This is a genomic window from Nucisporomicrobium flavum (genome assembly GCF_016464385.1).
Lineage (GTDB): Bacteria > Actinomycetota > Actinomycetes > Mycobacteriales > Micromonosporaceae > Actinoplanes > Actinoplanes flavus_A.
Map to the genome: position 1 here is coordinate 1 of NZ_JADMLH010000042.1, position 2,500 is coordinate 2,500.

The following is a 2,500-nucleotide window of genomic DNA, read 5'->3' on the forward strand; positions in this document are numbered from 1 at the left end:
ACGTTGAGTCCGGCGGCGTCCTACTCTCCCACACCCTCCCGAGTGCAGTACCATCGGCGCTGGAGGGCTTAGCTTCCGGGTTCGGAATGAGACCGGGCGTTTCCCCTCCGCTATAACCACCGAAACACCTATCAGCGGCACAACCAACATTCCCCAGATCCCACACCCCGGGGTTAACCCAGAAGATGTGGGGGGGTGGTTGTTTGCTGTGAATCACACAGTGAACGCATATCGAGCACCAAATTTTAGGTGGTTAAGCCCTCGGCCTATTAGTACCGGTCGACTGAACCAGTTACCTGGCTTACATCTCCGGCCTATCAACCCAGTCGTCTAGCTGGGAGCCTTACCCACTCAAAGGTGGTGGGATACCTCATCTCGAAGCGAGCTTCCCGCTTAGATGCTTTCAGCGGTTATCCCTTCCGAACGTAGCCAACCAGCCGTGCCCCTGGCGGGACAACTGGCACACCAGAGGTTCGTCCGTCCCGGTCCTCTCGTACTAGGGACAGCCCTTCTCAAGTATCCAACGCGCACGGCGGATAGGGACCGAACTGTCTCACGACGTTCTAAACCCAGCTCGCGTACCGCTTTAATGGGCGAACAGCCCAACCCTTGGGACCTGCTACAGCCCCAGGATGCGACGAGCCGACATCGAGGTGCCAAACCATCCCGTCGATATGGACTCTTGGGGAAGATCAGCCTGTTATCCCCGGGGTACCTTTTATCCGTTGAGCGACACCGCTTCCACACGCAAGTGCCGGATCACTAGTCCCGACTTTCGTCCCTGCTCGACCTGTCAGTCTCACAGTCAAGCTCCCTTATGTACTTACACTCAACACCTGATTGCCAACCAGGCTGAGGGAACCTTTGGGCGCCTCCGTTACCTTTTAGGAGGCAACCGCCCCAGTTAAACTACCCACCAGACACTGTCCCTCGACCCGATCAGGGCCGCAAGTTAGATACCCAAATCCAACAGAGTGGTATTTCAAGATTGCCTCCACCCGAACTGGCGTCCGAGCTTCACAGGCTCCCACCTATCCTACACAATTGCATTCAGATACCAATGTCAAGCTATAGTAAAGGTCCCGGGGTCTTTCCGTCCTGCCGCGCGTAACGAGCATCTTTACTCGTACTGCAATTTCGCCGGGCCTGTGGTTGAGACAGTGGGGAAGTCGTTACGCCATTCGTGCAGGTCGGAACTTACCCGACAAGGAATTTCGCTACCTTAGGATGGTTATAGTTACCACCGCCGTTTACTGGCGCTTAAGTTCTCCGCTTCGCCCCGAAGAGCTAACAGGTCCCCTTAACGTTCCAGCACCGGGCAGGCGTCAGTCCATATACATCGTCTTACGACTTCGCATGGACCTGTGTTTTTAGTAAACAGTCGCTTCCCCCTGCTCTCTGCGGCCATACCACGCTCCAGCAGCAAGTGCCTTCACGCGTCCGGCCCCCCTTCTCCCTAAGTTACGGGGGCAATTTGCCGAGTTCCTTAACCACAGTTCGCCCGTCGCCTCGGTATTCTCTACCTGACCACCTGTGTCGGTTTGGGGTACGGGCCGCTCGGAACATCGCTAGAGGCTTTTCTCGGCAGCATAGGATCACTGACTTCACCTGAATCGGCTCGGCATCACGTCTCAGCCTATATGCGCCACGGATTTGCCTATGGCACGGCCTACACGCTTACCCCGGCACAACCACCGGCCGGGATCAGCTACCTTCCTGCGTCACCCCATCGCTTGACTACTACCCACGAGGGTCCCGGTCTCCCTCATCGCCGGCCGAAGCCATAGACAAGTTCAAGCGGTTAGCATCACAAGGTTCGTCATGGGCGCTCCTACGCGGGTACGGGAATATCAACCCGTTATCCATCGACTACGCCTCTCGGCCTCGCCTTAGGCCCCGACTCACCCAGGGCGGATTAGCCTGGCCCTGGAACCCTTGGTCATCCGGCGGAAGGGTTTCTCACCCTTCATTCGCTACTCATGCCTGCATTCTCACTCGTGCAACCTCCACGGCTGGGTCACCCCGCCGCTTCTCTGGTAGCACGACGCTCCCCTACCCACCCACACACCTGCACCAGACGATCAAGCCGTCCGGCGGAGTTATTGTGTGAGTGCCACAGCTTCGGCGGTGTGCTTGAGCCCCGCTACATTGTCGGCGCGGAACCACTTGACCAGTGAGCTATTACGCACTCTTTAAAGGATGGCTGCTTCTAAGCCAACCTCCTGGTTGTCTAAGCGACCCCACATCCTTTTCCACTTAGCACACGCTTAGGGGCCTTAGCTGGTGATCTGGGCTGTTTCCCTCTCGACTACGAAGCTTATCCCCCGCAGTCTCACTGCCGCGCTCTCACTTACCGGCATTCGGAGTTTGGCTGATTTCGGTAAGCTTGTAGGCCCCCTAGACCATCCAGTGCTCTACCTCCGGCAAGAAACACGCGACGCTGCACCTAAATGCATTTCGGGGAGAACCAGCTATCACGGAGTTTGATTGGCCTTTCACC

At 57.1% G+C, this 2,500-nt stretch carries 2 rRNA genes (1 of these 2 cut by a window edge); both read right to left on the reverse strand.

Annotated elements, in window-relative coordinates:
- Positions 1-7: 7 nt before the first annotated feature.
- Positions 8-124: ribosomal RNA gene (gene rrf / locus IT780_RS41385) — 5S ribosomal RNA — on the reverse strand.
- A 125-nt stretch (positions 125-249) separates the two neighbouring features.
- A 23S ribosomal RNA gene (locus IT780_RS41390) occupies positions 250-2,500 on the reverse strand (it continues 859 nt past the right edge of the window).